Genomic DNA, 22,191 nt, shown 5'->3' with positions numbered 1-22,191 from the left:
GGCCGACCGAGCGCCGTGGATGGTTGCCCGGTGACTGAGCAGGCACCGCTGGTGGTCCTGGCCACCCGGATCTACGCACCCGAGGCCGCGGCCGCGACCTTCCGCCTCGGTGCCCTCGTGCGCTCCCTGGCGGGACGGGCCCGCGTGCGGGTGCTCACGACGACGCCGCCGCCGGCGCTGCGCCCACCACAGGCGACGCCCGGTGGGACCCAGAGCAACCACATACGGCGCTCGGTGGGGGTGGAGGGCAACCACACGCGGCGCTCGGTGGAGATGGGGGGCGACGGGCGGGAGGCGCCGGGCGGAGCGCCTGCGGCGACGGGCGACACCCGGGTGGACGTGCGCCGGTGGCCGGTGCTGCGGGACGCGAGCGGCTACGTCCGGGGGTACCTGCCCTACCTCTCCTTCGACCTGCCGCTGGCCGCGCGCCTGCTCACCGGGCCGCGGCCCGACGTCGTCGTGGTCGAGCCGCCGCCGACGACAGGAGCCGTGACGAGGGTCTCCCTCGCGCTCCGGTCGACCCTCGGCGCGCCCATCCCCTACGTCTACTACGCCGCGGACGTCTGGTCGGACGCCACCGCGTCGATGGGCGCACCCGCCGTCGTGACCGGCCTCATGCGCACCCTCGAGCGGTTCGCGCTGCGCGGCGCGCGCGGGGTCGTCGCGGTCAGCGACGGCGTGGCCGAGCGGGTCCGCGTGCTGGCCGGGGAGGACGCCCCGGTCACCGTCGTGCCCAACGGGATCGACACCGACGTCTTCACCCCCGACGGCGAGCCCGCGCAGGACGCGCCGGGCACGCCATACCTCGTGTATGCCGGGACCGCCTCGGAGTGGCAGGGCGCCGAGGTCTTCGCCGAGGCGATGCGGCGGGTCGTGCGGGGGGTGCCCGAGGCGCGGCTGATCTTCCTCGGGCAGGGCTCGTCCTGGCCCGAGCTGCGGCGCATCGCGGGCGAGCTGCCCGAGGGCGCGCTCGAGCTGCGGCCCCTGGTCCCCGCGCAGGAGGCGGCGGCCTGGCTGCGGGGCGCGGCCGCAGCCCTGGTGGGCGTGCGGCCGGGGGTGGGGTACGACTTCGCCTACCCCACCAAGGTCGTCGCCGCCCTCGCCTGCGGGACGCCGGTGGTGTTCGCCGGGCCCGGGCCGGCCGCGGCGGACGTCCGGGCGCACCGGCTGGGCGCGGCCGTCGAGCACGACGTCGACGCGGTGGCCGAGGCGATGGTCCGGGCGCTAGGGGCCGGGCCGGACGAGCCGGAGCGGGCGCGCCGCGTGGCCTGGGTGCGCGAGCACCGCAGCCTGAGGTCCACCGGTGACGGCGCGGCGGCCGTGGTGCTCGGTGTGCGAGGCTGAGGACCAGCAGCGACGAAGGAGGCAGGGCCATGAGCAGGTGGGGACGGCCGGGGGAGCGGCCGGGTGCGCCGCGGGCGGAGGAGGAGCTGCGCGAGCAGGTCGCCGACCACGAGGAGCAGGCGGCGCAGGAGGGTGCGGCGCAGGGTGAGCCGGGCCGGCAGGCCCGACGGGACCGCCGCCCCTCTGCCGCGACCACCGCCCGCGCCGTGCAGTCCTGGGTGGACCAGACCATCGACCAGGCGCAGCGACAGGGCGCCTTCGACAACCTCCCGGGAGCCGGCAAGCCGCTGCGCGACGTCGACACTCGCGCCGACCCGGACTGGTGGGTCAAGGACCTCGTCCGCCGCGAGCAGCTCGACCTCTCCGGGGCCATGCCCGGGGTCATGCAGCTGCGCCGCGAGAAGGCGACCTACCCCGAGGCCCTGCTCGGCCTCCCGGACGAGGCGGCGGTACGCGCCCGGGTGGAGGACTTCAACGAACGGGTGCTGGCCGACCGCCGACGCCCGCACGTCGGCCCGACCTCGCCGCCGGTCGTGGGGCGGCTCGACGTCGAGGAGATGGTGCAGCTCTGGCGGGACGCCCGCCGGGGCTGAGCAGACACGGGACCGTGAGGTGCCGCCGGGTGCGACCCCGCCGGTGCCGGCCGTCGTCGCTCAGGACCACGACGGTGGTCGGTGCCGCCCCTCGACCGGCCACCACCGCCAGAAGTGGTGCACCGGTCCGGGGCCCTGACCGACGCCGAGGTCGGAGCCGTGGGCCAGCGCCCCGGTCAGCCACTGCTTGGCCTCGCCCACCGCGGCCAGCCACCCAGGACGCTGCGGCACGAGCGCCGCGACCGCGGAGGACAGCGTGCACCCGGTCCCGTGGGTGTCACGCGTCCGGACCCAGGCGGCACGCACCGGTGTCACACCGTGCTCGTCCGCCCACAGGTCGACGCACGTGGCCGGCCCGGTGCCGGGCCCGACATCGAGGTGCCCACCCTTGAGCAGCACCCGGCGCGCCCCGAGCTCCCGGAGGCGGCGCGCGTGCTCGTGCATCGTCTCCAGGTCCCGAGCCTGGTCGGTCGGGTCCAACCCCAGCAGCACGGCGGCCTCCGGGAGGTTCGGGGTGACCACGTCGACGTGCGGCAGCATCGTGCGCACCGCGTCGACGGCGTCGTCGTCCAGGAGCCGCGAGCCGGCCGTGGACACCATGACCGGGTCCAGCACGGCCCGGGGGAGCGCTCCCTCCCGGCACAGGTCCGCCACCTCGCGGGCGACCTCGGCGGTGCCGAGCATGCCGACCTTGGTCGCGGCCAGGTCGACATCGGCGACCAGCGTCTCCACCTGCTCGCGCACGAACGACGCGGGGACCGGGTGCACCCCGGTGACGCCCTGCGTGCTCTGGGCCGTGAGCGCGGTCAGCACGGCGCACCCGTAGGCGCCCAGAGCACTGAAGGTCTTGAGGTCGGCCTGGATGCCGGCCCCGCCGGAGGGGTCGGACCCGGCGACGGTGCAGACGACCGTGGTCACCGGTACCTCCCGGCTGCGTGCGCCGGGCCGGCAGGGCTGGCCGGCGCGGCATCGCCGGGCGGGGACGACCCAGGGCACCCGCGCGCGGCCGCCCACGTCGTGCGCAGGCCGGTCGCGGCGGCCTGCGGGTCCGCAGCCGCGCAGATGGCGCTCACCACCGCGAGCCCGTCCACCGGCGTCTCCGCCACCCCCGCGGCCCGCTCCCGCGTGATGCCGCCGATGGCCACGGTCGGCACACCACCCGCGGCCTCGGCCAGCTCGCGCAACCCGTCCAGCCCCAGCGGGGCGGCGTGGTCGGGTTTGCTCGCGGTGGGCCAGACGGGCCCCAGCCCCAGGTAGTCGACGGTGCCCGGTCCGAGCGCGGTCGCGGCCCGCACCTGCTCCACCGTGGTGCACGACAGGCCGAGGTATGCCTCCGGCCCGAGCCGGCGCCGCGCCTCCTCGACCGGCAGGTCGCCCTGGCCGATGTGGGCACCAGCGGCGCCGATCTCGCGGACCAGGTCGACGCGGTCGTTGACGATCAGCGGGACGCCGCTGCCCAGCAGGGCCTCACGCAGCACGACGCCCAGCGCGACGAGCTCGTGGTCCGTGGCGTGCGGGTCGCGCAGCTGCACCGTCGTGACCCCACCGTCCACGGCGGCCCGGACCGACGACGCGAGGCGGCGCCGGCCGAGCAGGGCGGTGTCGGTCACGAGGTAGAGCGCCAGGCCCGGGCAGGACGGTCTCATCGCAGCTCCGCCCTGGCCGCGAGGGTGTCGGGTTCCAGGGCGGCGAGCTCGTCGAGGAGAGCCACCGCGAAGCTGCCGGGCCCCCCGGACCGCTCGGCGGCCCCCTCGGCAGCGAGGGTGAGGGCGAGGGTGGCGGTCGTCGCGGCGACCAGGGAGTCGTCGGTGACGGCGCGGCAGGCGGCCATCAGGGCCCCCAGCGCGCACCCGACACCGGTCACCCGGGTCATCCAGGGGTGACCGTGCCCGACCCGGACGACCCGTCGGCCGTCGGTCAGGTGGTCGACCGGGCCGCTCACCGCGACCACGCACCCGTGCCGCGTGGCGAGACGTGCGGCCTCCTCCGCTGCTGCTTCGGGCCCTGCCGTGCTGTCCACCCCGCGACCGCCGGCACCACCGGCGAGCCCCAGGATCTCCGAGGCGTTCCCCCGGATCAGCGCGGGCGTCGCGACGGAGAGCAGGTCGTGGGCGACGTCGGTCCTCCAGCCCAGCGCGCCCGCGGCCACGGGGTCGAGGACCCACGGCGTCCCCGCCGCGGCTGCCGCCCGGACGGCCGCGTGCATACCGGCCACGGAGCCGTCGGACAGGGTGCCGAGGTTGACCAGGACACCCCCGGCGACGGCCGCGAAGTCGCCCGCCTCGTGCGGGTTGTCGACCATCGCCGGTGCTGCCCCGGCGGCCAGCAGCAGGTTGGCCGTCGACGGTGCGGCCACGATGTTCGTGAGGCACTGGACCAGAGGGGCCTCTTCGCGGACCCGCGCCCAGCACGAGCCGTGGTCGGTGGTGGGTGGTGACGTCGTCGACATCTGACGTTCCCTTCGCTAGTACGAGCTAGATCAGGTTCGACGGGTGTGATCTCAGCCGCACAGCGGCACCCCGCGTCCACCGTCAGGCTAACGCGAGGTGTGCGGGGTCGCAGAGCGGGGCGCGGTGGTCCCCGGCGCCCTCAGGTCGAGAGGAGGACGCGGTCGAGGACCTCGGCGGCGCGGGTGCCGTCGTGGTGACGGCGCGCCCAGGCGGGTCCCCGCGCCGCCAGCTCGGTATGCCGTCCCCGCTCGTCGAGCACGCCCCGCAGCACCTCCTCGAGGGTGTCGGGGTCGGCGTCGAGCACCGGCACGACCCCGTCGCCGCCGCGGTCGCGGTCGGACCGCGCCATGCGCTCACGCACGCCCGGCGCGAGGTGCGCCACCGCCAGCCGCCCGGCCGCGAGGGTCTCGGCCAGCAGCACCCCGGGGTTGCCGAGGACCACCTGGTCGACGACGACGTCCGCGTCGCCCACGAACGCCGCCATCCGCGCGTGCGGCACCCCGGTGAGGCGGCGGTACTCCACCAGGCCGGCGGCCTGCATACCCTCCAGCACCCGTTCCACCGCCTCGGTGCCCTTGAGCCGCGGGTTGGACGGCGCGTGCAGCACCACAGGGCGCGGACGCTCCAGGACCGGCGCCCCGGCCGCCCCCGCGAACCGCTCGACCTCGACGACCAGCGGCAGCCACGTGGCACCGGGCAGCACGTCGAGCAGGTCCGGGGTCGAGACGAGCACCGGCCCCGCGTAGTCCGCGAGGTCGCGCCTGTTGCGCTCGACGACGCCCTGCAGCGTGCGCAGGTAGTCGTCCCAGGGGCCGTGGAACGGGCTGTGCGCGTAGGCCTCGGCGTGCGCCCGCAGGTCCCGGATCTCGCTGCCGTGGAAGAGCACCGCGTGCCGGATGCCGGCCGCCTCGAGCTCGGGCACGTCGGCCAGCATCGACCCGGCGTGGAGGTCGGCGAGCACCGGGCGGCCGGACTCGAAGACCACGTGCGTGGCCTCGCGGAGCACCCGCGCCCCGTGGATCTCGCGCACGTGACCGCGCTGGGCGAGCGCGGAGAGCGCCTGGTCGGCGGGGTAGCGGAAGGTCCCGGCCGCCGCCGAGCGGTGGGCCGCGAGGTTCTGCGCCGCCACCCCCGGCAGGTGACGCTCGACGGCGCGCGCCCAGGCATACGCCTGTCCGGCGGTGTTCCACGGCCCGAGGTAGAGCCGGCGCTCGGCCGCCGGCATCGGGGCGAGGGCCCGCAGCTCGGCGTCGGCGCGCCGACGCACCGGCAGGGTCGCCACCTCGCGCACCGGCGCGGGCAGCGCCGCCAGGCCGCGCCAGGCGAGGCGCCGCAGGCGGTTGACGGGGGAGACCACGCCCGCAGCCTACGATGGGGCGCATGAGGAGGCCGCCCGCGTGATCCGCCTGCTGCGGGCGCTGCGGCGCCTCCTTCCCCTCCTGCCGCCGAGCACCCGGTGGTTCCTCATCGGGTATGCCGTGGCCTCCAGCATCCTGGCCGTCGTCGACATCCTCGCGCTGTCGCTGCTGGCCTTCACCCTCGCCCCGATGATCCAGGGCGACCCGGTGCAGCTGCCGGTCCTCGGCGCCGTCGCCCCGGACCGCTACGCCTGGCTGCTGGGGGCCATCTGCGCCCTCGTCGTCGTCAAGGGGCTGGCCACGGTCGCCCTGCAGTGGGCGGTGGCGAAGCGGCTCGCGGCCTACGACCTCGTCATCGGCGACCGCCTCTTCGGCGCCTACATCCGCGCCCCGTGGACCGAGCGCCTCAAGCGCAACACCTCCCAGCTGGTGCGCCTGGCCGACGTCGGCATCGCCAACACCACCACCGGGCTGCTGCTGCCCGCCGCGTCGCTGCCGGCCGAGCTCGCGACCTTCGCCGCGGTGCTCGTCGTGCTGCTCGTGGCCCAGCCCGTCACCGCGGTCGTGACCTTCGCCTACCTCGGCGGCCTGGCGCTCCTCATGTATGTCGTCATCTCCCCCCGCGCGGTCGTCGCCGGACGGGTGGGTCGCGACTACTCCTTCGTCGTGGCGGGGCTGATGACGGAGATGATGGGCGCGCTCAAGGAGGTGACCCTGCGCGGCAAGGCGCAGGAGGTCGCCGACGAGGTCCACGCCAACCGGGTGCACGCGACCCGGGCCCGCTCGCACCTCATGTTCCTCAACACCGTGCCCAAGTTCGTCACCGACACCGGGCTGGTGCTGGGCTTCGCCATCGTCGGGGGCGTGGCCTACCTGCTCGGCGGGGCGCAGCAGGCCTTCGAGGCGATCGCGCTCTTCGCGGTGGCCGGGATGCGGATGATCCCGAGCGTCAACCGCTTCCAGTCGATCATCACGCAGACCGCCTCGACGCTGCCGCACGCGGAGGCGGTCATCACCGACATCCGGGACGCCCAGGGCTACGTCGACGCGGCGGAGCAGCTGGGCCGCGAGCCGCTGCCGGACCACCCGCGGCTGCTGGCGCTGCGCGAGGTGTCCTTCTCGTACCCCGGGTCGGCCGAGCCGGCCCTGCGCGGTGTCGACCTCGACGTGCCGCTGGGCTCCTCGGTCGCCCTGGTGGGGGCCTCGGGCGCGGGCAAGTCGACGCTCGTCGACGTGCTGCTGGGCCTGCTCACGCCGTCAGCCGGCGAGATCAGGGTGGACGACCGGCCGCTGCCGGAGGTGCTCGGCGCCTGGCGGGCCCGGGTCGGCTACGTCCCGCAGGAGGTCAACCTCTTCGACGGCACCATCGCCCAGAACGTCGCGCTGACCTGGGGCGACGACATCGACGAGGCAGCGGTCACCCGCGCGCTGGAGCGAGCGCAGCTGCTCGACCTGGTGGGGGAGCGGGGCGGGCTCTCCACCCGGGTCGCCGAGCGCGGGCTCGCGCTCTCCGGCGGGCAGCGGCAGCGCCTCGGCATCGCCCGCGCCCTGTATGCCGACCCCCTCGTCCTCGTCCTCGACGAGGCGACCTCGGCGCTGGACACCGCCACCGAGGACGCCGTCGCCCGGGCCATCCGCGACCTGCACGGGCAGGTGACCGTGGTGGCGGTGGCGCACCGGCTCTCGACCGTCCGCCACAGCGACCAGGTGTGCTTCATGAAGGACGGGACCATCGTGGCCCGGGGCAGCTTCGAGCAGGTCGTGGCGGCGCACCCGGAGTTCGCGACCCAGGCCCGGCTGTCGGGGTTGGCATGAGCGGGGCCCTGCCGGGCGTGGATCTGGACGTCGTCGTCGCCGTGCACGACCCGTCCCGGCCCGTCGAGCGGGCCGTCGCGTCGGCGCTGCGGGGGGCGGACCTGACCGGCGTGGTCCCGGGCGGGCACCGGGTGCGGGTGAGCGTCGTGTGCCACGAGCTCGACGCCAACGAGGTGCGTCGCGCCGTGGCCGAGCGCCTCGAGGAGGACGTCGCCGACACGGTCGGGGCCCACACCCGCTTCCTCGAGGTCCGGGACGGGCTGGGCAGCCCGTCCGGCCCGTTCAACGCCGGCCTCGCCGCGGCGACCGGACGCTACGTGTGCATCATCGGCAGCGACGACTGGTTCGCCGACGGGGCGCTCGGCAGCTGGGTCTCCCGGGCCGACCGGCTGGGCTCGGACTGGCTGATGGCCCGGCTGGAGACCCAGGACGGCGAGCACGTCGCGACGCCGCGGGTCCGGCCGGGGCGCACCACCCGGCTCGACTTCGTGCGCGACCGGCTGGCCTACCGCACGGCGCCGCTCGGGCTCCTGCGGCGGGAGGCGCTGGACCGTCTCGGGCTGCTGCCCGGTGACGGGACCGGTCCGCTCACCCCGGGCATGCGCACCGGCGGTGACGTCGCGCTGTCGCTGCGGCTCAGCACCTCGGGGCTGCGGATCGACTACGCCTCCGACCTGCCCGCCTACGTCATCGGCACCTCCGGGACCGACCGGATCACCGAGGCGGTCCGTCCGATCACCACGGAGCTGACGGCGTTGGCCCACCTGCTGGACGAGCCCTGGGTGGCCGAACTCCCCGAGGACGTCCGCCGGGCGCTGGCGGTCAAGACCTTGCGCATCCACGTCCTCGGAGCCGTCCGCCGCCGCACCTCACCGGTGCTCTGGGAACCGGGCGAGGCGGCCACCGTGCAGGGCCTCGTCCGCCGCTGCCTCGACCTCGCGCCCGGCGTGGGGCGGGCGCTGCACCGGGCCGACGAGGCGCTGGTGAGCGACATCGCGGCGGCCCGCGACGTCGACGACCTGGCGGCTGCCGCCGTGCGGCGCGGGGAGGCCGGCCGCCTCGACATCCTCCTGACCTCCGACCCGCTCGCCAACCTCGACCGGGAGTCGACCGTGCGGGCGCACGCCGCGGCCGCCGTGGCCGGAGCGCTCCCGGCCATCGCTCGTCCCGGCCGGGGCGGGCCGTCCGCCACCCGGCGGAGCACCGTCGGGGCCACGACCGGCCGCCCGCTGGAGGGCCTCCGGGTGCTGGTGCTGGCCTTCAGCCCGCTCGCCGGCGACGCCCGCGTGCTCAAGCAGGTCCGGCACCTCGTCGCAGCCGGCGCCGAGGTCGTGACCTGCGGCTACGGCCCGGCGCCGGACGGGGTCAGGGCGCACGTCGAGGTGCCCCCCGGGACGACGAACGAGCTGGATGGCCGGCTCATCACCGCCCACGCCTACCGCGCCGCCTACTGGGCGCAGGCGGCGACGCGCTGGGTGCGTCGCCGGATCGAGCCGGGCTCCGCCGACGTCGTCGTGGCCAACGACACCGACACCCTGCCGCTGGCGCACGCGCTGCGGCCGCGGCTCGGCGTGCACGCCGACCTCCACGAGTTCTGGCCGCTGTGGCGCGAGGAGTACCCGGGGTGGAAGGCGCGCATCGGCCCCTATCAGGAGTGGATCTGCCGCACCCAGCTGCCGAGGGCGCGCTCGGTGACGACGGTCAGCGACCGCATCGCGCAGGAGTACACCCGACGTTTCGGGGTGCCGGTCGAGGTGGTCACCAACGCCACGCCGTATGCCGTGCTGGCACCGGGCCCGGTCGGTGCGCCGCTGCGACTGGTGCACACCGGCGCGGGGCTGCGCAGCCGGGCGATCCACGTCATGGTGGAGGGCGTCCGGGTCGCCGCACGCGCCGGCGCGGACGTCACCCTCGACCTCTACCTCACCCTCAACGACCCGCCGTACCTGGCCGAGCTGCGCAGGTCCGCCGAGGAGTCCGGGGGCGTGGTCCGGGTGCACGACCCGGTGCCCTACGCCGACCTCATGCCGACGCTCAACGGCTACGACGTCGGCATCTTCGTCCTGCCGCCGGTGAACTTCAACTACGCCAACGCCCTGCCCAACAAGGTCTTCGACTTCGTCCAGGCCCGGCTCGGCGTCATCGTGGGTCCCACCCCCGACATGGCGGAGCTCGTGCGCGAGCACCGTCTGGGGGTCGTGGCCGAGGGGTTCGACACCGCCGCGGTGCGGGCCGCCGTGCTGGCCGCGGTCGGCTCGGACGTGGCCGCGTGGAAGCAGGCCTCGCACGCCGCCGCCGCGGAGCTGTCCGACGCCCGCCAGTCCCGCCGGTGGGTGGACGCGGTCGGCCGCTGGGCCGTGGACGGTGGCTGAGGTGCGCGACCCCCGTCCCCGGCTGCTCATCATGGCGTGGAGCCGGTTGCGCTCCGACGCCCGCGTGCTGCGCCAGATCTCGCTGTTCTCCCGTCGTTACGCGGTGACGACCCTCGGCTACGGCGAGGCCCCCGACGGGGTCGTGGAGCACCTGCGCCTGCCCGACGACGTCGTCTCCTGGCACAAGGACCGCCGGCTGCTCGTGCAGCGGCGGTTCGAGACGGCATACCGTCGGGCCCCGGTGACGCGGGCCGCGGCCGAGCTGCTGGCCGGGCAGCGGCGCTTCACCGTCGTCCTCGCCGACGACGTCGACACCCTGCCGCTCGCGCTCGACCTGTCGCCGACCGGCGGCGTGCACGCCGACCTGCACGAGTACCACCCTCGCCAGAACGAGGAGTCGTGGCGGTGGCGGGCCTTCGTCGCGCCCTACTACCGCTGGCTCGTGCGCCGCTACGGCCCGCTGGCCGACTCGGTCACCACCGTCGGCGAGGGGATCGCCCGGGAGTACCGCCTGCGCTTCGGGCTGCGCGCCGGCGTCGTCGTCAACGCCCCGCAGCACGTCGACCTCGAGCCCGGGCCGGTCGGCGACCCGCTGCGTCTGGTGCACTCGGGCAACGCGCAGCGGCACCGGCTCGACGTCATCCTCGAGGCGATGGAGCTCGTCCGAGGGCCGATGACCCTCGACCTCTACCTCATGCCGAACGACGAGGCCTACCTCGCGCAGCTGCGGGAGCGGTATGCCGCCTCGGACCGGGTGCGGATCCACCCGCCGGTCGCGCCGCACGAGCTGCCGGCGACGCTCAACGCGCACGACGTGGGCGTCTACGTGCTGCCGCCGGTGTCCTTCAACCACCTGTGGGCGCTGCCCAACAAGGTCTTCGACTTCGTGCAGGGGCGGCTCGCGCTGGTGGTGGGGCCGAGCCCGGAGATGGCCGCGCTGGTGCGGCGGCACGGGCTGGGGGTGGTGAGCCCGGACTTCACCGCGCAGGCGCTGGCGGAGACCCTCGACGGCCTCGACGCCGAGAAGGTGACGCGCTTCAAGGCGGCGTCCCACGCGGCCGCGGGGGAGCTGTCCGCGGAGCAGCAGGTGCGCGGCTGGGAGCGCGCCGTCGACACCCTCGCCGCCAGGGTGGGTGGCTGACCGAGGCTGCGAGGGAGTGACGTAGGCGTACGGGCGGTGTGGGGAGCTCAGCCAGGTGGGGCCAGGTCCGGTGAGGCTGCGGTCAGCAGAGCGGCGGCAGCGGCCCGGGACGACACCCCGAGCGTGGCGTAGACGTGCATCAGGTGGGTGCGCACCGTTCCCTCGGCGATCCCCAGCTCGCGTCCGATGGCGTGGTTCGTCCGACCCTGCACCGCCAGGGCGAGCACCGCCCGCTGCCGGGGCGTCAGGGCGGCCACGCCGGTCCCGTGCTGCCGATCACGGGCCGACTCGGCCCGGTGGAAGGCCATGAGCAGGTGCGGGCGCAGCAGCTCCAGCAGGAAGCGGTCGTCGTCGCCGAAGTCCGGTCCGTCGAACCGGACGCACAGCAGGCGCAGGGTGCGGTCGGGGGACCCGCGGCCCCAGACCGTGGACATCTCGAACTCGGGAGGAGGACCCTCCCCGGACTCGCGGTAGTAAGGCGTCTCGTGCCACTGCCGACGCGAGTAGAAGTCCGACGTGAGGCGCACCCCCGACAGGTCCCCGGTGCGTTCCGGCAGGGAGCAGGCCGACTGCCAGTAGTGCTCCCAGAAGGCCAGCTCCTCCGGGTCGTCGGGGTCAGGTGCCACGACCTCGTCGGCGTCCTCGTGGTCGACACCTTGCAGGAAGTGGTGGCGGCGGCGCCGGCTGTCGACGTCGTTGAACGCCACGATGTCGCACTGCAGCACGCGTCGCACCCCCTGCAGCAGGCCGAGCGGCAAGCCCACCCCCGGCCCGTCCTGCTGCAGCACCTCCTGCAGCTGCCACAGCTCGTCGAGCCTCCGCACCCTCCTGGTGGCTGAGATCGACATGACGTCCTCCTTGTCGCTCGTCATCCACTCTGCCAGGCATCGCGCACCCCCCGCCAGGGTCGCGGGGTACGACGAACGTCGTATACCGCTACCGACCCGGCCGCGGCAGCGTGGAGGAGGTCAGGACACCACCGCGACAAAGGACACGATCATGACGACGAACCGCTCACGACACACGATCCTGGCTGCCGGCTCGGCGGTCGCGACCAGCTGGGCCCTGCTCGCCCCCACCGGGGCCGCAGCCAAGGACACCACCGGTGACGCACCGCCCGGGCCGGACGTCACGGTGCTGGCCCGCCACGCGGACTTCACCGACGACATCACCATGTCGATCCGGCGCTCGCTGGACGGGGGGCCCACCCAGGTGCTCAACCTGCGCGACCCTGGCCACATCGTGGTCGCCCGCGTCGAGCTGGCACCCGGCGCGGCGTTCCCGTGGCACACCCACCCCGGCCCGGTCGTCATCTCGGTGGCCGAGGGCGACCTGGTCTACCAGCAGAGCACGGACTGCCGGAAGCGTGACTACGGCCCGCAGGACGCGCTGGTCGACCCGGGAGACATCGTCCACACGGCAGGGAACGACGGGGACGTCCCGACCGTCCTCTACGCCACCTTCTACGACGTGCCGGCCGACGGCGCGCCGACCATCCCGGCGGACCGCCAGGACGGATGGTGCGAGGCCAACGTCGTGACCGGGCGGACGGCGCTCTGACCGGCGGATGCACCCGCCGGCGCGACAGAGCACCGGCGGGTGCTACCGGCTCAGGGGTGCAGCCGGGCGCCCTTGAGCACCTTGTCCACCCCGTTCTTCGGCCCGTGGACGGCCAGGCCGACCAGGTCGAGGTCGGCGCCGGGTACGGCCCGCGCGTCCGCGTAGGGGGCGCCGACCAGCTCGGGCAGGGCCGCGGCGATCCCCGAGGTGAGGAAGGCCGTGACGTTGAGCCGCTGCCAGGTCGCGAGGTCGTCGCGGACGGCCACGGCGATCTTGGTGTCGAAGGGCGGGGTGAGCAGGTCCGGGTCGGTCATGCACCCATCGTGGTGACCGGGCGCGCCGACGGTCTTGTACGGACATGATCCGGGGCGGCGCGCGACCAGGAGCGCTGGAAGCGGGCCGGGGTCGTGCCCAGGAAGGTCCGGAAGTGCCGGGTCAGGTGGGCCTGGTCGTAGAAACCGGTCTCGACCGCGACCTGCCCCGCGGGCACGCCGTCCAGCAGCAGCCGGCGGGCATGGTCGAGACGACGGCCCAGGACGTAGCGGTGCGGAGGGATGCCGTAGCAGGCCGAGAACGAGCGCACCAGGTGCGGGACGCTCACCTGGAGGTCGGCGGCGACGGCGGCGAGCGTGGTGCCGTCGGTGGGGTCGGCGTCGAGGCGCTCGCGGGCCCGGACCGCGACGAGCGGCTGCGGGCTCCGGGGCTGCGGCGTCCGACGCCGCAGGAGGTCGGCGAGCCGCTCGCGGGCGAGCGCCAGCCGCGCCTCGGCCTCTAGGAGGTCGTGGCCGACCAGGGCCCGGTGCAGCCGGTCGACGCCGGCGCGCAGGGTGGCGTCGCGCAGGAGCGGAGCGTCCACCGCTCGCCCGACTAGGTCGGGCCCCAGCTGGTCGGGGGAGAGGTAGAGCACGCGCTTGGTGAAGCCGGCGCCGCCCATGCCGCGGCCGTCGTGCGGGACGTGCGGCGGCAGCACGGTCAGCCCCGAGCGCGACGGCGCAGCCCCCGCGCGGCCGTCCAGGTCGTAGGCGACCGCGCCGTCGTCCACGAGCAGCACGGTCCAGGTGTCGTGGGTGTGCGCGGGGTAGGCGTGCTCCCGCCAGGACGCGTGCAGCACCTCCTCGACCCCGGCGAGCGGAGGCCGGAAGGCGACCACGCGGTCGGGCCGCGCCGCGGCCGTGGGGACGGGGGTCACGGCCCAGGGCGGGGGGCGAGGAGCGCGTCCAGCACCGCGGCGGCCGCATGGCCGTCGCCGTAGGGTGCGGCGTCGGTCGGCTCGGGCGTCGGCCGCGAGGCGGCCTGAGCCACGGCGGGGCCGGGCTCGACGAGGACGTTCCAGCCCAGCTCCACGGTCTCCACCCACTCGGTCTCGGTGCGGACCGTGGTGCAGGGCGTCCGCAGGGCGAAGGCCTCCTTCTGCAGGCCGCCGGAGTCGGTGATGACGCCGCGCGCCCGGCTCACCGCACCCACCAGCCGGGGGTAGGCCAGCGGCTCCCGCGTGGTGAGCGACCCGCCGTCCAGGTCCAGTCCGTGCTCGGCCGCCCGGGCCCGCAGCCGGGGGTGTGCGAGCAGCACGACCGGGTGGTCCACCTCCTGCAGGGCGGTGACGACCGCGGCCAGCCGGGCGGGGTCGTCGGTGTTCTCCGCGCGGTGGATCGTGGCGAGGGAGAAGCCGCCGGACGGCATACCGAGCTCGTCGAGGACGGCGTCGGCGTCCACCAGCTCGTCACGGACCCGGTGCAGGACGTCGATCATGACGTCGCCGACGACCACCGTGCGGGACCCGAGGCCCTCGGCCGCCAGGTGCTCCCGGGCGGCCTGCGTCGGGGCGAGCAGCAGGTCGGCGGCGTGGTCGGTGAGCACCCGGTTGTGCTCCTCGGGCATGCGCCGGTTGAACGAGCGCAGCCCGGCCTCGAGGTGGGCGACGGGCACGTGCAGCTTCACCGCCGACAGCGCCCCGGCCAGGGTGGAGTTGGTGTCGCCGTAGACGAGCACCCAGTCCGGGCGGTGCTCCTCGAGCACCGCGTCCATCGCGCCGAGGATCGCCCCGGTCTGCACCCCGTGGCTGCCGGAGCCGGCCCCCAGGTGGACATCGGGGTGGGGGATGCCGAGGTCGGTGAAGAAGACGTCGGAGAGCATCGGGTCGTAGTGCTGGCCGGTGTGCACGATGACGTGCTCGATCCCGCGGGTGGCGCACTCCTGCGCGATCGGCGCGAGCTTGACGAACTGCGGGCGGGCCCCGACGACGGAGAGGATGGTCACCCGGTCGACTCTAGCCAGCGGTCCTGCGGGGTGGAGGACGGCGCTCGTGGCGGTCGGTGGCAGGCGCGGCGGAGCGGCGGTCGCCCCGCGGGATAGCGTGAGGGTATGCGTGTCCTGGTCGTGACCACGTGGTTCCCGACCGCGGCGTCCCCGTCGACGGGGGTCTTCGTCGCGCGCGACGTCGCCGCCCTCGCCGACCGGCACGAGGTCGTCGTCCTGCACCTCGTCGCCCCCCACCTGGCCGACCCGCCCCACCTGGCCGACCCGGCCGACCCGGCCGACCCGGCCCCGGTGCCACGCGGCGGTGCGGACGGCGCGGGGCCGGCGGACGGCATACCCGTCGAGCAGCTGGTGATGGACCCGCGTCGGCCCGACCACGTGGCTCGCGCGGCCCGCCGCGTCGCCGAGCTGGAGCGGGGGGCCGACCTGGTCCACACCATGGCGGTCTCGGCCCTCCTGCCGTTCGCGAGGCGGCGACCCGACCGTCCCTGGGTGCACACCGAGCACTGGTCAGGGCTGGGGGCGCCGGAGACCCTCCCCGCACCGTTGCGGCTGGCCCGGCACGTGGTACGCCCGCTGCTGGCGCGCCCCGACGTGGTGGCGGTCGTCGGCCCGGACCTCGCGCGGGAGGTGCGCCGGCTGCGCCGGGGCCCGGTGCGGGTCGTGCCCAACATCGTCACCGCCCCGCCCGCGCTGCACCCGCGCCGGGAGCCGGGTGCCGGCCTGCGCGACCGGGGTCCGCTGCGGCTCGTGGCCGTGGGCGGGCTCATCCCGCGCAAGGACCCGGTCACCGCCGTGCGGGCGACCGCCGAGCTGCGGGCGCGGGGGGTCGACGCCCGGCTCACGTGGGTGGGGGAGGGGGTCCTGCGGGACGAGGTCGAGCGGGAGGCGGTAGCCCACGACACACCGGTCGAGCTCTCGGGGGCGCTGCCTCCGGGCGAGGTGCAGCAGGTGGTGGGGGAGGGCGACGTCTTCCTCCTGCCGACCCGGGCCGAGACGTTCTGCCTCGCCGCGGCGGAGGCCCTGGCCGCCGGGCGGCCCGTCGTCGTCGGCGACGTCAGTGGGCCGCGGGAGTTCGTCGGGCCGCCGAGCGGCGAGCTCGTGCCCCCCGGGGCCCCGGCGTCGGCATGGGCGGACACCGTGGAGACGGTCTGGGCTGCGAGCAGCGGGCTCGGGGCGGAGGACGTCGCGGCGCCGGTGGTCGAGAGGTTCGGCCGGGAGGCGTATGCCGACCGGGTCGGGCGCGTCTACGCCGAGGCGGTGGGGCACCGGAGCGGGCAGATCGGTGACCACGACCGGCGCCGGGGGACCGGTGCGGACGCAGGAGCGGCGCGGGGCGAGGGTGGCGGGGCGGCAGGGTACCGGCGTGCGGACGACCCCGGCCCCGTCGTCGACGTGGTGGTCGCCGTGCACTCCGTGCGCCGCCAGGTCGCCCGCGCGGTGCGGTCGGTCCTCGACGGCTCGGGCGACCTCCCGGTGCGGGTCAGCGTGGTCGCGCACAACCTGACCGCCGCCGACATCACGGACCTGCTGCCGGCCGACCTGCGTGAGGACCCGCGGGTGCGGGTGATGGTGGTGAGCGACGGCATACCGAGCCCCAGCGGGCCGTTCAACGCCGGGATCGAGGCGGCCAGCGCGCCGTGGGTGTCGATCATGGGCTCCGACGACGCACTCGCCCCGGGCGCGCTGCCCGGCTGGCTGGAGGCGGCGCAGGGGCGGGACCCCGACGAGCCGGTGGTCGTGCTGCCGCCGGTGCGCCTGGCCGGCCGACCCCTGCCCACCCCGCCGGCGCGGCCGGTCCGTGGTCGCGGGCGGGTCGAGCTGGTGCGCGACCGGCTGAGCTACCGCTCGGCGCCGCTGGGGCTCATCTCCCGCGGCGCCCTGCGCCTGCCCGGGACGCGGCTGCACCCCGGCGCCCGGGTCGGCGAGGACCTGCCGATGATGACCGCGCTGTATGCCGGTGCCGAGGTCCTCCTCGCGACCCGGGCCCCGGCATACCTCGTGCACGACGACGCCCCCGACCGGATCACTTCCGACCCCCGGCCCCTGCGTGACCAGCTGCTCACCGCGGACGCCCTGTGGGGCCTGCCGTGGATGGCGCGGCTCACCGCCGCGCAACGGCGCGCGGTCGGCACCAAGGTGCTGCGGATCCAGGTCTTCGGGGCGATCCTCACCCGGCCGGACCCGGGGTGGTGGACGGAGGCCGAACGGGTGGAGCTGGCCCGGGTGACGCGGCGGGTGCTGGACGCCGCCCCGGGGTGCGCCGACCCGCTGAGCCTGGCCGACCACGACCTGCTCGCCGCCGCGCTCGACCCGCAGGTGCCGGCGCCCCGGCTGCTCGGGCTCGCCCGGAGCCGGCGACGCCACGGCACCCCGCGCACGCTGCTGCCCGGCGACTGGCGGCACGCGCTGGACCCCGAGGCGCCGCTGAGGCTCATGGCGGCCTCGCTGTGGGCCTCCCGGCCCACGCGCCACGGCTGATCGTCCGCGCGGCTGGTAGGGGCTGTGCGCGGTGGTGGCCCTCTGGGGGCCGCGAGTGCGCACGGTGGGCCCGTGAGGGGCCTGCCGGAGCGTGCCGCGGCTGTCGGGGGACAGGACTGTGCGCGGTGGTGGCCCTCTGGGGGCCACGAGCGCACACGGTGGGCCTCGGAAGTGCCGCCGGTAGCGGCTGGTCCTACCGCGCGTCCGGTGTGGTCGGACCGCGCGTCCGGTGTGGTCGGACTGCGCGTCCGGTGTGGTCGGACTGCGTGTCCGGTGTGGTCGGACGGCGCGTCCGGAGTGGTCCTACGACGCGTCGGGCGCGGTGAAGCGGGCGTCGAGCCAGCCCACGAGGTCGGCCTCGACCTCGTCGCGGTTGGTCTCGTTGAGCACCTCGTGCCGGGCGCCGGGCCAGATCCGGACACTGACGTCGCGCACCCCGACGTCGCGGAACATCGCGGCCACCTCCTCGGTCCCGACCGCGCCGCCGACGGGGTCGACCTCGCCGGCCACCAGGTGCACCGGCAGGTCCTTCGGCATCTGCGCGGCGACCGAGGGCTGGCTCACCCACCGCAGCCCGGTCAGCAGGTCGCGGTAGAAGCCGGCCGACGCGACCGCGCCGGACAGCTCGTCGGCCTCGTAGGCGTCGACCTGCGCGGTGTCGCGCGTGAGCCAGTCCGAGCGGGTCCGGGTCGGTCGGAAGCGCGCGTTGTACGGCCCCATCGTCAACGCCGTCATGAGGTGGCTCGGCGCGCGAGGACCCCGCAGCCGCGCCTCCAGCGAGGCCACCTGCAGCCCGAGCCACGCCATCAACCCCGGGGGACCCGCGGTGCCGGAGAGCACCAGCGCGGCGAGGTGCTCGCCGTAGCGCGCCGCGTAGGCCCGGGCCAGGAAGGAGCCCATGCTGTGCCCCAGCAGTACCAGCGGCACCCCCGGCAGCTCCCGCCGGATCTGCTCGCCGAGCGCGTGCAGGTCGTCGACGACGGCCGCGAAGCCCCCCTCGTCGCCCAGGTGGCCGAGCAGCCCGTCGGTGACGGTATGCCCGTGCCCCCGGTGGTCGGGGGCGTAGACGGCGTACCCGTGCTCGGTGAGGAGGCGGGCGAGGTGGTCGTAGCGCGCGGCGTGCTCGACCATGCCGTGCGCGACGAGGACGGCGGCCCGGGGAGGGCCCTCCGGCGTCCATCGGCTCACGTGCACGGCGGTGCCGTCCGGGGCGGTCAGGCTGAAGGTGGAGTCGGCCATGGACCGATGATGGCCCACGACCCCGGGGTCCCGCGCGGGGAGCCGGTCGCCCGGGGCAGCCCCGGGCCACACGTATCCTGATCCCGCACGTCCCCACCCCGACGGAAGAGGCACGGATGAGGATCGCGGTCGTCGCGATGGGCAAGATCGGGCTGCCGCTGGCGGTGCAGTTCGCGGACGCGGACCCCGCGCACGAGGTGGTCGGGGTGGACGTCAACCCGGCGACGGTCGAGGCGGTCAACGCGGGCACCGAGCCATTCCCGGGCGAGGCGGACCTGGCCGACAAGCTCGCCGAGCTCGTCCCCGCCGGCCGGCTGCGCGCGACCACGGACTACGCGGACGCCATACCGGGCGCGGACGCCGTCGTCGTCGTGGTGCCGCTGTTCGTCGACGAGCGGACCGGCGCCCCCGACTTCGCCTGGATGGACGCCGCGACCGCGAGCCTGGCCGCGCACCTGACCCCCGGCACGCTGGTGTCCTACGAGACGACCCTGCCGGTGGGCACCACCCGCGGGCGGTGGAAGCCGATGATCGAGGAGCTCTCCGGCCTGACCGAGGGCGAGGAGGAAGGCTTCCACCTGGTGTTCTCCCCCGAGCGGGTCCTCACCGGGCGGGTCTTCGCCGACCTGCGCCGCTACCCCAAGCTCGTCGGCGGGCTCACCGAGGCCGGCGCGGCACGCGGCACCGCCTTCTACGAGTCCGTGCTCACCTTCGACGACCGCCCTGACCTGACCCGCCCCAACGGGGTGTGGGACCTGGGCAGCGCGGAGGCCGCCGAGATGGCCAAGCTCGCCGAGACGACCTACCGGGACGTCAACATCGGCCTCGCCAACCAGTTCGCCCGGTTCGCCGACACCGTCGGCATCGACGTCCACCAGGTCATCGAGGCGTGCAACTCCCAGCCCTACAGCCACCTGCACCAGCCCGGCATCGCGGTCGGTGGCCACTGCATCCCGGTCTACCCGCGGCTCTACCTGTCCACCGACGCCGACGCGACCGTGGTCCGGGCGGCCCGCGAGGCCAACGCCGCGATGCCGGACTACGCCGTCTCCCGGGCCGAGACGCTCCTGGGCTCGCTGGAGGGCCTGCGGGTCCTCGTGCTCGGCGCGTCCTACCGGGGCAAGGTCAAGGAGACCGCCTTCTCCGGCGTCTTCGCGACCGTCGAGGCGCTGCGCTCCCGCGGCGCGCAGGTGCTCGTGCACGACCCGATGTATACCGACGAGGAGCTCGCCGCCTACGGCTGGACCCCCTACGCCTGGGTCGACGGGCAGCCGGGCGAGCCGGTCGACGTCGCCATCGTGCAGGCCGACCACCCCGAGTACGCCCGGCTCGGCGCCACCGACCTGCCCGGGCTGCGCCTGCTGCTGGACGGCCGCCGCGTCACCGACCCCGCGCGCTTCACCGGCGTCCCCCGCCTCACCATCGGCGGAGGGGAGCAGCCCGCGTCATGACCGGCGGCGTGGGCTGGGGGGAGGTCGTCCCGGGCATCCTCCTGCTGACGGTCCTCTGGGTGCTGCCGGGGCATGCCGTGCTCCGCGGCCTCGGTGCGCGCGGTTTGCTCGCGCTCGGCGCGGGTCCGGCGGTGACGACGGGGCTGGCCGGGGTGCTCGCGATCGGCTACGCCCTGGTGGGGCTGCCGTGGACCCTGCTGACCTTCGCCCTCGGCGCCCTGGTCGCGGTCGTGGTGGCCGTGCTGCTCGGCACCGTGCTGGGCACGACCGGGCACCCGTCCGGGGTGACGGTCGCGGGGGAGCGAGCGCTGCGGCATACCGAGCGGGGGTGGTTGGCGCTCACCTGGGCCCTGGGCGGTGGTGTCCTCGCGGCCGCGATGACGACCGGGATGGGCCGCGCGGACCAGCCGCCCCAGGCCTGGGACGCGGTCTTCCACCTCAACGCGCTGTGGTTCGTCCGCGAGACGGGCGACGCCAGCTCGCTCGGCGGGCTGGCCCCGATGTACGCCGACAACGCCGCCCCGTTCTACCCCGCCGTCTGGCACTCCCTGGTCGCGGTCGCCCCCGGCTTCGAGGGCGTCACCGAGGCCGCGAACGCCTCCTCGCTCGTCCTCGGGTCGGTCGTCTGGATCGCGGGGCTGGTCGCGCTGGCCCGGGTCGTGTGGCCGGCGCGGGCGCTGCCCGCGATCCTCGTGCCCGTCCTGGCGGCGACCTTCGTCACCTTCCCCGCCGTCGCCGTGTCGATGCTGGCCGTGTGGCCCTTCGCCCTGTCCACCGCGTGCCTGCCGGGGACGATCGCGCTGCTGGTCGCGACCTTCCGCGGGGTGCTGTCCTGGCGGATGCACCTGGCGCTGGGGATCGGGCTGGCCTGGGCCGTCGTCGGTGTCGTGCTCGCGCACCCCTCGGGGCTCTTCAGCCTCGCGCTGCTCGCGCTGCCGCTGCTCACCGTGCTGCTCCTGCGGCAGCTGCGCCGGCAGTTCCGCCTGGGGCGCCGGGTCGGTGCGGTGACGGTCGGCGTGGCGTGGGTCGCCCTGGTGGGGGGAGCGGCGGCCTTCCTGCTGACCTTCCCGCCGGTGCTCGCGATCATGGACTACCGCCGCGGCGGGCAGGAGTCCTACCTGCCGGGGCTCGCCTCGCTGGCCATCGACCACCCGCTGATCTACGTCTACGCCATCACCTCGGTCAACCTCGTGACCACGCTGCTCGTGTGGCTGGGGATCGCCCTGGCGCTGCGGTGGCGGCACGCCCGGTGGCTCGTGGTCGCGCTGGTCGCCGCGGTCGTGCTCACCCTCCTCGCCGCGGGCCCGCCGGAGCAGCCGCTGCGGGTGCTGGCCGGGTTCTGGTACACCCAGGCCTCCCGCATCAACCAGCTCGTCCTCGTCCCGGCGATCCTCCTGGCCGCCGGGGCCGGGGGCTGGCTGGCCGGCCGGCTGGCGCGGGTGCTGCGGGTGCGGGTGGAGTGGGTCGCGGGCGGGCTCGTCGTCGCGCTCGTCGTCCTGACCTCGGGGCTGCGCTGGACGAGCCAGGTGCAGGTCATGGCCTCGACCTACACCGCGAGCCCGATCGCCTGGGGGACGATCCTGGAGCCGGAGGAGGTCGCCATGGTCGACCGGGCCGCGCAGACCCTGCCCGAGGACGCCGTGGTGCTCGGTGAGCCGGTCGCCGGCTCGCCCTACCTCCTGCACCGTGCGGGGGTCGAGGTCGTCTTCCCCCAGCTCAGCCCGATCCCGGACAGCCCGCAGCGCGACATCCTCCTCGACCGCTTCGACCAGTGGGCGGTCGACCCCGAGGTCTGCGAGGCGGTGCGCACGTTGGGCGTCACCCACGTGTATGCCGACTCCCTCACCTTCGACGACCCCGCCAACGCCAAGTGGGAGGAGACCTCGCCGGGGCTGCGCAACCTCGACCCGGACGGCGGCTTCGGCAGCGGCGCCGACCCGCTCGGCCGGGTGGACACGCCGGCCACCGAGCGGGCCGAGGAGGCGTGGACCCTCGTGGACGAGGGCGGCCACGCCTCCCTGTGGGAGTTCACCGGCTGCGCCTGACCGCCCGGGTGTGACCTGTGCAGGCGAGCGCGACCTGTGCACGCTGCTGCAGCCTGAGCATGTGTTCTACGGCATGCACAGGCTGG

The 22,191-nt window shown here is 75.6% G+C and carries 18 protein-coding genes and 1 riboswitch; of the genes, 9 read left to right on the top strand and 9 right to left on the bottom strand.

What is annotated here, in order from left to right:
• Nucleotides 1–30 precede the first annotated feature (30 nt).
• Together AVL62_RS08890 and AVL62_RS08885 are read left to right on the top strand one after the other, a co-directional pair.
• Nucleotides 31–1,344, top strand: a complete 1,314-nt coding sequence (locus tag AVL62_RS08890) for a glycosyltransferase (RefSeq protein WP_058891300.1) — start codon at nt 31–33, stop codon at nt 1,342–1,344.
• A gap of 29 nt (nt 1,345–1,373) precedes the next feature.
• The gene (locus tag AVL62_RS08885; protein WP_058891299.1) at nt 1,374–1,937 is read left to right on the top strand and encodes a DUF1992 domain-containing protein; all 564 of its coding nucleotides are present in this window, start codon (nt 1,374–1,376) and stop codon (nt 1,935–1,937) included.
• A gap of 60 nt (nt 1,938–1,997) precedes the next feature.
• Here AVL62_RS08885 and thiD read toward each other — a convergent pair whose 3' ends face one another.
• From thiD to AVL62_RS08865, 4 genes are all read right to left on the bottom strand, one after another.
• The gene (thiD, locus tag AVL62_RS08880; RefSeq protein WP_058891298.1) at nt 1,998–2,855 is read right to left on the bottom strand and encodes a bifunctional hydroxymethylpyrimidine kinase/phosphomethylpyrimidine kinase; all 858 of its coding nucleotides are present in this window, start codon (nt 2,853–2,855) and stop codon (nt 1,998–2,000) included.
• Nucleotides 2,852–3,583: a thiamine phosphate synthase gene (gene thiE, locus AVL62_RS08875; RefSeq protein ID WP_083518829.1), complete on the bottom strand. Its 732-nt coding sequence runs from the start codon at nt 3,581–3,583 to the stop codon at nt 2,852–2,854. The genes thiD and thiE overlap by 4 nt, the downstream gene beginning before the upstream one ends.
• The gene (thiM, locus tag AVL62_RS08870) at nt 3,580–4,386 is read right to left on the bottom strand and encodes a hydroxyethylthiazole kinase (protein WP_058891297.1); all 807 of its coding nucleotides are present in this window, start codon (nt 4,384–4,386) and stop codon (nt 3,580–3,582) included. Before thiM ends, thiE begins: the two co-directional genes overlap by 4 nt.
• Nucleotides 4,377–4,468: riboswitch (TPP riboswitch) on the bottom strand. Its footprint overlaps the gene before it by 10 nt.
• A gap of 58 nt (nt 4,469–4,526) precedes the next feature.
• Entirely contained in the window at nt 4,527–5,744 is a 1,218-nt protein-coding gene (locus AVL62_RS08865; protein WP_058891296.1) for a hypothetical protein, read from the bottom strand.
• Between the two features lie 40 nt (nt 5,745–5,784).
• Between AVL62_RS08865 and AVL62_RS08860 the strand changes: the two genes are divergently transcribed.
• The 3 genes from AVL62_RS08860 to AVL62_RS08850 are packed head-to-tail and all read left to right on the top strand — an operon-like array spanning nt 5,785 to nt 11,073.
• On the top strand, nt 5,785–7,560 hold the full coding sequence (locus tag AVL62_RS08860; RefSeq protein ID WP_058891295.1) for an ABC transporter ATP-binding protein: 1,776 nt from the start codon (nt 5,785–5,787) through the stop codon (nt 7,558–7,560).
• Nucleotides 7,557–9,932 (top strand): glycosyltransferase, encoded by a 2,376-nt coding sequence (locus tag AVL62_RS16600; protein ID WP_083518828.1) that lies wholly within the window; start codon nt 7,557–7,559, stop codon nt 9,930–9,932. The genes AVL62_RS08860 and AVL62_RS16600 overlap by 4 nt, the downstream gene beginning before the upstream one ends.
• A gap of 1 nt (nt 9,933) precedes the next feature.
• A complete protein-coding gene (locus AVL62_RS08850) occupies nt 9,934–11,073 on the top strand; it encodes a glycosyltransferase (protein WP_083518827.1) in 1,140 nt (379 codons plus the stop codon).
• Nucleotides 11,074–11,120: 47 nt separating this feature from the next.
• Here AVL62_RS08850 and AVL62_RS17825 read toward each other — a convergent pair whose 3' ends face one another.
• Nucleotides 11,121–11,921, bottom strand: a complete 801-nt coding sequence (locus AVL62_RS17825) for a helix-turn-helix transcriptional regulator (protein WP_235585634.1) — start codon at nt 11,919–11,921, stop codon at nt 11,121–11,123.
• Nucleotides 11,922–12,072: 151 nt separating this feature from the next.
• Between AVL62_RS17825 and AVL62_RS08840 the strand changes: the two genes are divergently transcribed.
• Complete coding sequence (locus tag AVL62_RS08840) at nt 12,073–12,633, top strand: cupin domain-containing protein (RefSeq protein ID WP_058891293.1); 561 nt, start codon at nt 12,073–12,075, stop codon at nt 12,631–12,633.
• Nucleotides 12,634–12,683: 50 nt separating this feature from the next.
• On the opposite strand, the gene AVL62_RS08835 is transcribed toward AVL62_RS08840, so the two are convergent.
• The 3 genes from AVL62_RS08835 to wecB are packed head-to-tail and all read right to left on the bottom strand — an operon-like array spanning nt 12,684 to nt 14,889.
• Nucleotides 12,684–12,947: a DUF2000 family protein gene (locus AVL62_RS08835; RefSeq protein ID WP_058891292.1), complete on the bottom strand. Its 264-nt coding sequence runs from the start codon at nt 12,945–12,947 to the stop codon at nt 12,684–12,686.
• A complete protein-coding gene (locus AVL62_RS08830; RefSeq protein ID WP_058891291.1) occupies nt 12,944–13,822 on the bottom strand; it encodes a helix-turn-helix domain-containing protein in 879 nt (292 codons plus the stop codon). The genes AVL62_RS08835 and AVL62_RS08830 overlap by 4 nt, the downstream gene beginning before the upstream one ends.
• Entirely contained in the window at nt 13,819–14,889 is a 1,071-nt protein-coding gene (gene wecB / locus AVL62_RS08825) for a non-hydrolyzing UDP-N-acetylglucosamine 2-epimerase (RefSeq protein WP_058891290.1), read from the bottom strand. The genes AVL62_RS08830 and wecB overlap by 4 nt, the downstream gene beginning before the upstream one ends.
• A 105-nt stretch (nt 14,890–14,994) precedes the next feature.
• Between wecB and AVL62_RS08820 the strand changes: the two genes are divergently transcribed.
• Nucleotides 14,995–17,370 carry a glycosyltransferase gene (locus AVL62_RS08820; RefSeq protein ID WP_058891289.1) on the top strand — a complete coding sequence of 792 codons (2,376 nt, stop codon included), beginning with the start codon at nt 14,995–14,997 and terminating at the stop codon, nt 17,368–17,370.
• Nucleotides 17,371–17,673: 303 nt separating this feature from the next.
• Here AVL62_RS08820 and AVL62_RS08815 read toward each other — a convergent pair whose 3' ends face one another.
• Entirely contained in the window at nt 17,674–18,609 is a 936-nt protein-coding gene (locus AVL62_RS08815) for an alpha/beta hydrolase (RefSeq protein WP_058891288.1), read from the bottom strand.
• 116 nt (nt 18,610–18,725) lie between these two features.
• On the opposite strand from AVL62_RS08815, the gene AVL62_RS08810 reads away from it, so the two are divergent.
• Entirely contained in the window at nt 18,726–20,060 is a 1,335-nt protein-coding gene (locus AVL62_RS08810) for a nucleotide sugar dehydrogenase (protein WP_058891287.1), read from the top strand.
• Nucleotides 20,057–22,105, top strand: a complete 2,049-nt coding sequence (locus AVL62_RS08805) for a DUF6541 family protein (protein ID WP_058891286.1) — start codon at nt 20,057–20,059, stop codon at nt 22,103–22,105. Before AVL62_RS08810 ends, AVL62_RS08805 begins: the two co-directional genes overlap by 4 nt.
• Nucleotides 22,106–22,191 lie beyond the last annotated feature (86 nt).

Source organism: Serinicoccus chungangensis, assembly GCF_001483745.1.
GTDB classification, from domain to species: Bacteria; Actinomycetota; Actinomycetes; order Actinomycetales; family Dermatophilaceae; genus Ornithinicoccus; species Ornithinicoccus chungangensis_A.
The sequence above is the reverse complement of the archived record's forward strand: the minus strand, read 5'-3'. Positions and strand labels throughout refer to the sequence as shown.

Excerpts from the sequence above, each read along its gene's own strand:
- AVL62_RS08885 (WP_058891299.1), top strand. The coding sequence starts at position 1,374 with ATGAGCAGGTGGGGACGGCCGGGGGAGCGGCCGGGTGCGCCGCGGGCG.
- thiE (WP_083518829.1), bottom strand. The coding sequence starts at position 3,583 with ATGAGACCGTCCTGCCCGGGCCTGGCGCTCTACCTCGTGACCGACACC.
- thiM (WP_058891297.1), bottom strand. The coding sequence starts at position 4,386 with ATGTCGACGACGTCACCACCCACCACCGACCACGGCTCGTGCTGGGCG.
- AVL62_RS16600 (WP_083518828.1), top strand. The coding sequence starts at position 7,557 with ATGAGCGGGGCCCTGCCGGGCGTGGATCTGGACGTCGTCGTCGCCGTG.
- AVL62_RS17825 (WP_235585634.1), bottom strand. The coding sequence starts at position 11,921 with ATGTCGATCTCAGCCACCAGGAGGGTGCGGAGGCTCGACGAGCTGTGG.
- AVL62_RS08840 (WP_058891293.1), top strand. The coding sequence starts at position 12,073 with ATGACGACGAACCGCTCACGACACACGATCCTGGCTGCCGGCTCGGCG.
- AVL62_RS08835 (WP_058891292.1), bottom strand. The coding sequence starts at position 12,947 with ATGACCGACCCGGACCTGCTCACCCCGCCCTTCGACACCAAGATCGCC.
- AVL62_RS08820 (WP_058891289.1), top strand. The coding sequence starts at position 14,995 with ATGCGTGTCCTGGTCGTGACCACGTGGTTCCCGACCGCGGCGTCCCCG.
- AVL62_RS08815 (WP_058891288.1), bottom strand. The coding sequence starts at position 18,609 with ATGGCCGACTCCACCTTCAGCCTGACCGCCCCGGACGGCACCGCCGTG.
- AVL62_RS08810 (WP_058891287.1), top strand. The coding sequence starts at position 18,726 with ATGAGGATCGCGGTCGTCGCGATGGGCAAGATCGGGCTGCCGCTGGCG.
- AVL62_RS08805 (WP_058891286.1), top strand. The coding sequence starts at position 20,057 with ATGACCGGCGGCGTGGGCTGGGGGGAGGTCGTCCCGGGCATCCTCCTG.